Raw genomic sequence first — 8560 nt, forward strand, 5'->3', positions numbered from 1 at the left:
AAGAAGCGCTTCAATGCATTCTTCAATGAATTTTTCTTCGTTGCGAATACCTATTACAACCGAAACAAAAGGATATTCCATAAAATGACCCCGTTTTTAACCTTTATTGTTTTCGAATCTGTTCATTTAGAAATATCATTCGTGAAATGGCGTGCAGTATGATTCCTGTAAATATCATAAAAGCCCCTATAAGGCCCGGAACGGCAAAATAGTACAGGGGGCGCCTGTACTCCATATCTTTTAAAATCTGAAACAGGACCCGGGGGCCATGTATGAAAGGATGCTCACTGGAACAGTCCTCAAGATCATACCTGCAGTGAATTTCGACTTCAGTAAATTTCAGTTTATGGTCTCTTGCCTGAATAAGAATTTCAGAGCCGGCAGACATATCAGTGCCGTTAAGGTTTATATTATCAATAGCTTTTCTGCCATATGCCCGGAAACCACTCTGGGAATCAGTGACATTGAGACCACCTGCTATGTAAGTTGCAATATCAAGAACTTTCATTCCAAACTTACGGTAAATAGGGACATTTTTTCCGTTGCCGTTGACGAACCTTGAGCCAATCACAAGGTCAAATCCCTGTTTTAAGGGCTCAAGAAGCTGGGGAATTTCGGAAGGATCGTGCTGGCCATCGGAATCGATTATGACCATAGCACCTGCGCCGAGGTTGCGGGCGGTTTCAAAACAGTTTCGAAGGGCTGCTCCGTATCCTCTGTTTATTTCGTGGCGGACTACGTAGGCACCAAGGGATTCAGCGATATCGACAGTATTGTCCGTACTCCCATCATCCACGACCACCACCCAGTCTACGTATTTTTTGCAGCCTTTGATAACATCTGCAATGGAATGGGCTTCGTTATACGCAGGCATGGCTGCAATAGTAATGGTCATATTATATCATCTACCTCTTTGATGAAAAAACTCAAGAATGTTTATAAAGCGCCTTTCTATAGAGAAATCGGCGAGAATTTCAAATACATTGAATATATTTTTCAGAGTCATCGCTCCACAAACTTTAAAGGGTTTCTAAGGATCGTCTGTAACCAGATCTACAGCGCATCATTTGGGGGATTGTTGTGCTCCTTTTAGGGAAAGGAAAGATGCCCTGCAAGCAAGTCATAGTTCGGAATAAGACGTGTATTTGTTTAAAGATATGAGCTATATAAATATTGGGACCCAAAAAATAATTAAGCAGTCCGCCCGATAACGAAAAAGAAATAAGCTTAATTGGAAATCCCGTTAGCCCGAAAAGGAGCTTAAAGCGCTCCGATATAAATCTTACCTAGCATCAATAGGGGAATAAAAATTTATACATATATAGGAATCAAGAGGTTTTTTGCGATACGCGGTAACATAAAAAATGAATGGTTTTATTAAAGAAAGATTTTAAAAAAAAGAGTCAGACACTAAGTTGGGAAGTAAGAATTATTAGAAATGTGATGAAAAATAAATATATTATTATAATAGTCGGTATGGAAAGAGAAGAATATTCTACAAAAAATTGAGTTGAATAGATCAAGTTAAAAGCATTATTGAAAAAAAGAGAGAATTTAGTAACATAAGCTTTAATGAATAGAAAAAAAGGCTAAGGAGTTGAAACTCAGGCCAATCTCCAAATTCGGAAATATTTATAAGATCACTATATGGGAGTGTACTTGCGCCCTGTGCCTACCCTCTTGATGATGATGTTGACAATCAAACGACTTTTATGGTAGAACTCATCCCAAAACCCAGTTTTAATCCCAATACCAAAATTATTCAGGCTTACTTTCATAAGTAGAAGCTCGATTGGCCACTTAAAATAAGAGATATAAAGAAGCAAATTTTGAGTTTTGGGATAGGCTCGTATATAGAATGGTTATAGGAATTACTCCATGCTATGATGAGACTTATCTTCCCAATCGGCATGAATCATATTGGCTCTTCACTATTTGGGGATAATTTGGAGTCAACTTCTAAAACATAGTACAACATATATAATGTTTGAATACATTTTTGTTTGGAAAACCATATTCAAGATAGATGTTTATGATTTGGGGTGGTCACTTTTCAACCGGGTAATTATTATCAACCCGCACAAAACACCGAAAAGCCATCAATTTAAAGTAAGTTTAATGTTTCCACAACTTCATTACAGAGGCGTACTTGATGAAAGCACTGGTTACTGGTTGCGCTGGGTTTATAGGTTCTCACTTGACTGAAAGATTATTGAAAGAAGGATATGAGGTAGTAGGTGTTGACTGTTTTACCGCTTACTACTCTAAAAATATCAAAGATAATAATCTTTATACAGCTTTGAACCATGATAATTTTGAGTTTATAAATAAAGATTTGCTCTCTATTGACAAATACCCTGATGTAGATTATGTTTTCCATCAGGCCGCACAGGCCGGTGTCAGGGCATCATGGGGGAAATATTTTGATACGTATCTTGAATACAACATCAGATTGACTCAAAAACTGCTCGAATATTATAAGGACAGTAATATTAAAAAATTTGTGTATGCTTCTTCGTCATCTGTATATGGAGATACTGATGAGCTACCGATGAATGAAAAATCTTTATTAAATCCTGTCTCTCCTTACGGTGTTACTAAATTGGCAGCTGAGCATTTATGCTCGTTATATTGCACAAATTACAGCATGCCAACTATTTCTTTGAGATATTTTACCGTTTTTGGTCCGAGACAAAGGCCCGATATGGCGATTTTCAAATTTGTTAGTAAGATACTTAATGATGAGGAAATAACGGTTTATGGGAATGGGTCTCAAACCCGAGATTTTACTTATGTTGATGATATAGTTGAAGCAAATTTTCTGGCAGCAACAAGTGATGTTGTAGGAGAAGTGGTGAATATCGGTGGCGGGAACAATATTACTGTCAATGATTTGATAAAACAAATAGAGTTAACCGTCGGAAAACAGGCAAAAATAAAGTATATAGATACTCAGAAAGGCGATGTCAAGAATACTAAGTCTAATGTAACAAAAGCAAGAAAGTTGCTTAATTGGAAAGCGGAAACAAACATTGTTGAAGGATTAGATAAATTTATCGAATGGTTTAGAGAAAACGAATATCTCTACAAATGATTAGATCTATGAATCCGGAGAGTTCTATACTAATCAGGATTTGGTTTTCATAATTATATAGGGTTATCGCTTTATTTTTTGAGGCAAAAAATTATAGATTTTAAAGCTGAGTGAATATAACTCCATAAAAGAATTCCGAATATCTGCAATGAGATGAAATTACAGGGTAATCGAAAGTAATCTAAAAAAATTATAAATGGTTGATTCCTCTATGAAAAAAGATCTCGTTAGTGTTGTAATGTCTGCTTATAATTCGGAAAAATTTATTTCGGACTCAATTTCCAGTATATTAAATCAAACTTATGATGATTGGGAACTTGTGATTATAAATGACGCTTCTTCTGATAATACTTTAGAAATAATTAATCAATTTTCAGAAAAGGACCCTCGAATCAAAGTAATTGACAATGAAAAGAATATTGGTTTGACGATTTCTCTTAACGTTGGTATTAAAAATTCCAATGGAGAGTTTGTTGCAAGATTGGACTCGGATGATCTTGCAGAACCCTCAAGGCTGGAGAAACAGATTAATTACTTACATAATCACCCCGATGTTGGATTAGTCGGATCTGGAGCTTATTTAATAAACAGTTTCGGGAATAAAATTGGCTTTATGAATGTAATGTCACAACCGGATTTTGTGAATAAATTTATGAATAATCTTAATCCTTTTATTCATAGCTCTATAATGGTCAGAAGGAAAGCTTTAGATGATGTGGGATCTTATAGAGAAAAATTTCGATATTCACAGGATTATGATCTGATTTTGAGACTTAGTGACAAGTACAAATTGTCTAACATCGCACAACCTCTTATTAGATGGAGAGTTTCTGATAACAGTTTAACTATGCAACATCATACTTTACAGAGAATATATGCAGATATTGCCAGAGAATTTGCAATAGAAAGAAGAAATTATAGTCATGATAGTTATGAATCAATTGAGTTTAATAACTTAATTGATGAAATGAAAATAAAGAACCAGGGGCGATATTTGTGTGACCGTGGTGTTTATGATCTTTTGTTTAATAGAAAATATAAAGATGGATGTGCAGAATTACTAAAAGGGATCTCAAAAGGTGGATTCCCGTATAATTCATATTATAGAGGGATTACGCAAATAATATCCAAAATAAGTGTAACTACCCAGCGCAGGAAAAAACAGCATCAATAAGCTAGCTTCTTAAATACAAAATAGGCAAACCAAGCTGACTCCATTTTAGTTAATTGTTGGCTATTGATTATGTTTTTCAGTTTTAACAGAGGTAGTATGTTCAGGTATCCGAGATCGCAAAATCAATATCATTCTGATGATTTTGGGTACGTTGAATAGATACAAAATAAGTATATTATGATCATCTTTCGAGTAAGATTGTTTTATTTATCTTCTATCGGATCAAATAGGTCTCATTTTTATTTAATTGTAGTAGGACTAAAATTATGAAAATCTGCATGTATACTTCTGAGTTCCCGCCAGATGTAGGTGGTATCAGCACTTATGTTTATAATTTGTCAAAACGACTTGTAGAAAGAGGACACAACGTTACAGTTATTACGAGAGGAAACTGGAGAAAAACATATTGTGAAGAGATAGAGGGGATTTCTGTTTATAGGGTTAGATTTGTCCCGTTTTTTCCATCTCCGTTTAAAATTCATCAATTGTATATCAATAAATTGCTCAAATCTTTGAAGTTTAATTTTGATTTAATTCATTTGCATGGTACACTTATACCAGTAAAACCAGTTTTCAATAATTCGTGGAATGTTATATTCACTTCACACGGTGCTTCTAAAAAAAAATTGGACCATATGGAAACCAAAACGTTGCATTTTTTTATTGTAAAACTATTACGCAAACGTCTATTTAAAATAGAACAAGAAATTGTTGAGAAAAGTGATGTACTGACAGCTGTATCTAATTCCTGTGCTGATGATTTAAGAATATATCACCCACTAAAAAAAGAAATAACTATAGTTCATAATGGAGTTGATACTAATTTCTTTAGACCCTCTGAAAACAGATCAAATTTAAGGTACGTATTATATACTGGCCGGTTTGAAGTGTTTAAAGGATTATCAGATTTAATCGAATGTTCAAGCATTGTGTGCAAAAAATATCCTGATGTGAAATTTATTTTGGTAGGATCCGGAACTATATTAGATAATTTAAAAAAGCAGGTGAATAAACTTAAATTGGAAGATAATTTTGTATTTACGGGTTCTCTAAGTAAATCACAGATTATCGAATATTATCAAAATGCAACTATTTTTGTATTGCCTTCTTATAGAGAAGGATTCCCAACGAGTTTAATGGAAGCTATGTCATGTGGTATTCCTTCAATTGCAACAAACGTTGAAGGAAGTTTCGAATTAATAAAGGAGAGTGAAAATGGTTTATTGGTGCCTCCAAAGAATCCCGAAAAACTAGCTGAATCAATAATATATCTGTTAGAGAATGAAGAGTTCAGATACAGAATTGGGCACAGTGCCAGGGACCATATTGTAAAAAATTATGATTGGGAAACAATTACAGATGGGTTTGAAAAACTATATGACCAACTGCTCCATTAAGATGTATGATTTACCTATCTTTTCGTTAGTAAATAGTCAAAAGTTTTTCTGATTCGTAATGTTATGGTGCAGAAACAATAAGTGAGAAAATATTAATATAAACTACAACGCCTCCATATATTTATTGGGAGTTACGATTCATGAAATTATTTATTATTTATGGAAGGCAATTGGATTTGTTTAATGGATCCAATGTCCATGCAATTGAAGTATTTAACAATCTTCAAAATCTAGGTGTTGACGTGTTTCTCTTTTCTAAAAGTTCAGAAAATGGAAACTTTAAGAACTCTAATATCATAGAAGTCCCCTCTACTCATTTCCAGTTTCCATTTGCTAATTATTTAAATATATTCATATATCAACTAGCTCTTTTTTCGTATCTTAGTTATTATTCGATCAAAATAAAACCTGATTTATTTTATACAAGATTGGCTGGAAACAGTATCTCTTCTTCTATTGTATCGTCTCTGTTAAAAATTACTCAAGTTGGAGAAGTTAATGGTCTTACAATTGATGAAATGATTATTCAAGGTTCATCAAAACTGAATATTAAGATTGCAAGGTTAATAGAAAATATAAATTTTAATGGATGTAGTAAATTAGTTGCTGTAACGAGTGGAGTAAAAAAAGGACTTATGGATCTATATTCCATTCCTGAATCCAAAATTGTTGTAATTAATAATGGTGCTAACACGGATTTATTTACCCCAATGGAGAAAAGTAAAGTAAAATGGGAATTAAATTTGGATACTTCATTATACTATGTCTGTTTTGTTGGGAATTTGGTCTCCTGGCAAGGTGTTGAATATCTAATCAAAGCAGCTCCATTAATCCTAAAAGAATATGCGGATGTCTGTTTTATGGTTGTTGGAGACGGCATTATGAAAAAAGAATGGATGCAACTAGCAGATAATCTGGGTTTATCGGAGAAGTTTTTTTTTACTGGAAGAATCTCATACGAAAAGGTACCCATGTACATTAATGCCTCGGATATCTGTGTTGCCCCATTTATTCGTGAACGAAATTCGAAAATCGGTTTATCAGCGTTAAAAACATATGAATACCTTGCCTGCGGGAAACCCCTTGTAGCAAGTGGCATTCCGGGGGTAAAAGACTTAATCGAGGTTTCTGGCGGGGGAATATCAGTAACACCCGAGGACCCTGAAGAACTTGCAGCTGCTGTGATAAAATTACTTCCCGATGAAAATGCAAGGAGCTTGATGGGTGATAAGGGTTGTAGATATGTTGTTGAAAATCACAGCTGGCATAGTGTTGCAAGAAAAGTACTGGCTGTTTGTAATGATGTGATTAAAAGTCATTAATTATGGGATATACATTGAAATTCGGTCTATTGTCGGAACGTGTCTCAATTTAATATCTACACGACTCAATCACAAAATCTAGCACCAGACTGGAGAAAATATTTCACGCGCGACTCTTTAAATATATTTAAAGATTTGCATACACTTTTTTATAATAGAAGGGCTAATTTACAATGAGAACAATTGAAATTTAGTTATATATTTTAGCTAAATTAATTTTGATTGTTTGTATAGAAGGGGGGAATTGACTCACAGATGAGACGTTGTCTGGCAAAAGAGAATCACATTCGTTTGCCAGCATGCACCTCACAAACACATTTGCATCTGGGCTGAAAATTATCACCAGAGCTCTTTGTAAATTCACTAAGGTTAGGGAGTGGATAATATTTGCAAAACCTCACTAAGTGGACCAATTGCAGAGGAAATAAATTAAACGAGTGTTTAATCAACATTTCCATTTTTTACATTATGTTTACCCATGAAAAAACTGACTCTTTGCACCCGGAAGTCGGGAAAAAATTTGATTCCGGTCGGCCTAAAATAACAGCGATGTTGAATCGAAAATTTGTAATCTTTTTCCTAATAGGCTGTCTTGTCCTTGCTAGTGTTCCTATGGTTTCATGCCGGACTTCTGCACCTATTATTTATGTTGCGGGAGATGGGAGTGGGGACTTCAACTGTGATGGAAAAGCCGATGATGTACAGATAAATCAGGCCCTTAAATTCGTGGCAGAGAATCCAGACTACACCACCGTTTATCTTAAAGGTCCTTTTACCTATACCATAGAGAATACCATTTACATTCAAAGTAGTAACACGGTTCTTGAAGGTGATTCAGCCTCTGTTGTCAAATTAGTTGACCATGCAGGATGGACTAATTCTCCTATGATACCCTTAATTGGCAGCAAGGGTCCTGTAACCAATCTTACTGTAAGAGGATTTGAGATAGACGGGAATCACAATGGCAACACCGAAACTCCAAAAGGAAAAGGATATTACAACTGTATATATTTTGGTCAAGTAAAAAACATAACGGTTTGTAATATGTACATGCACGATGGCCACGGCGATGGACTACGAATTCACTACGGTGAAAACATCCAGTTTTATAATAACACTATATATAATCTTGGACATGACGGGCTTTATGCTATTGAATCTCAGAATGTGGAAGCCTGGAATAATACGATAACCTGCAGAACTAATAGCGGCCTCAGAGTATGGAATTCAAATCATGTAAAATTCCATGACAACTTTATTGATTCTTCCTATGATAAGGATGCAGGCGGACCCGGAATTCAGATCCAGAAGTCCTCAGCTGTCATGGATGATATCGAAGTATATAATAATACCATCCACAACACCTTTGGACCCGGGTTATGGTTGATAGGATACGGTTCTTCTTACTCCAGAGAAGAGGCGCAAAATGTCCATATTCATCACAATATCTTCTATAGCACTGGCACGAATCCGAGCATCGATTGGGTGGGTGGTATCGTAACTAGTGGCTTTTACGATACTCTTATTGAGAACAATGTATTTGATGGTGTATACCTGTCTCTTATACACATCT

At 35.0% G+C, this 8560-nt stretch carries 6 protein-coding genes; 5 read left to right on the forward strand and 1 reads right to left on the reverse strand.

Annotated features, from left to right (window positions below; translation table 11 throughout):
* Window positions 1–103 precede the first annotated feature (103 nt).
* Window positions 104–895: a glycosyltransferase family 2 protein gene (locus EO95_RS02870; RefSeq protein ID WP_048131974.1), complete on the reverse strand. Its 792-nt coding sequence runs from the start codon at window positions 893–895 to the stop codon at window positions 104–106.
* Window positions 896–2152: 1257 nt separating this feature from the next.
* On the opposite strand from EO95_RS02870, the gene EO95_RS02875 reads away from it, so the two are divergent.
* The 5 genes from EO95_RS02875 to EO95_RS02895 all read left to right on the forward strand — a co-directional run.
* A complete protein-coding gene (locus EO95_RS02875; protein WP_048131976.1) occupies window positions 2153–3094 on the forward strand; it encodes an NAD-dependent epimerase/dehydratase family protein in 942 nt (313 codons plus the stop codon).
* A gap of 211 nt (window positions 3095–3305) precedes the next feature.
* Complete coding sequence (locus tag EO95_RS02880; protein WP_048131982.1) at window positions 3306–4268, forward strand: glycosyltransferase; 963 nt, start codon at window positions 3306–3308, stop codon at window positions 4266–4268.
* A 266-nt stretch (window positions 4269–4534) separates the two neighbouring features.
* The gene (locus EO95_RS02885; protein ID WP_048131978.1) at window positions 4535–5665 is read left to right on the forward strand and encodes a glycosyltransferase family 4 protein; all 1131 of its coding nucleotides are present in this window, start codon (window positions 4535–4537) and stop codon (window positions 5663–5665) included.
* A 140-nt stretch (window positions 5666–5805) separates the two neighbouring features.
* Window positions 5806–6987 (forward strand): glycosyltransferase family 4 protein, encoded by a 1182-nt coding sequence (locus EO95_RS02890; RefSeq protein ID WP_048131980.1) that lies wholly within the window; start codon window positions 5806–5808, stop codon window positions 6985–6987.
* Window positions 6988–7536: 549 nt separating this feature from the next.
* On the forward strand, window positions 7537–8560 hold a 1024-nt coding region (locus EO95_RS02895), incomplete at its 3' end, for a right-handed parallel beta-helix repeat-containing protein (RefSeq protein WP_048131984.1).

The organism is Methanosarcina sp. 1.H.T.1A.1, from assembly GCF_000979295.1.
Taxonomy (GTDB): Archaea; Halobacteriota; Methanosarcinia; order Methanosarcinales; family Methanosarcinaceae; genus Methanosarcina.

Excerpts from the sequence above, each read along its gene's own strand:
- EO95_RS02870 (WP_048131974.1), bottom strand. The coding sequence starts at position 895 with ATGACCATTACTATTGCAGCCATGCCTGCGTATAACGAAGCCCATTCC.
- EO95_RS02875 (WP_048131976.1), top strand. The coding sequence starts at position 2,153 with ATGAAAGCACTGGTTACTGGTTGCGCTGGGTTTATAGGTTCTCACTTG.
- EO95_RS02880 (WP_048131982.1), top strand. The coding sequence starts at position 3,306 with ATGAAAAAAGATCTCGTTAGTGTTGTAATGTCTGCTTATAATTCGGAA.
- EO95_RS02885 (WP_048131978.1), top strand. The coding sequence starts at position 4,535 with ATGAAAATCTGCATGTATACTTCTGAGTTCCCGCCAGATGTAGGTGGT.
- EO95_RS02890 (WP_048131980.1), top strand. The coding sequence starts at position 5,806 with ATGAAATTATTTATTATTTATGGAAGGCAATTGGATTTGTTTAATGGA.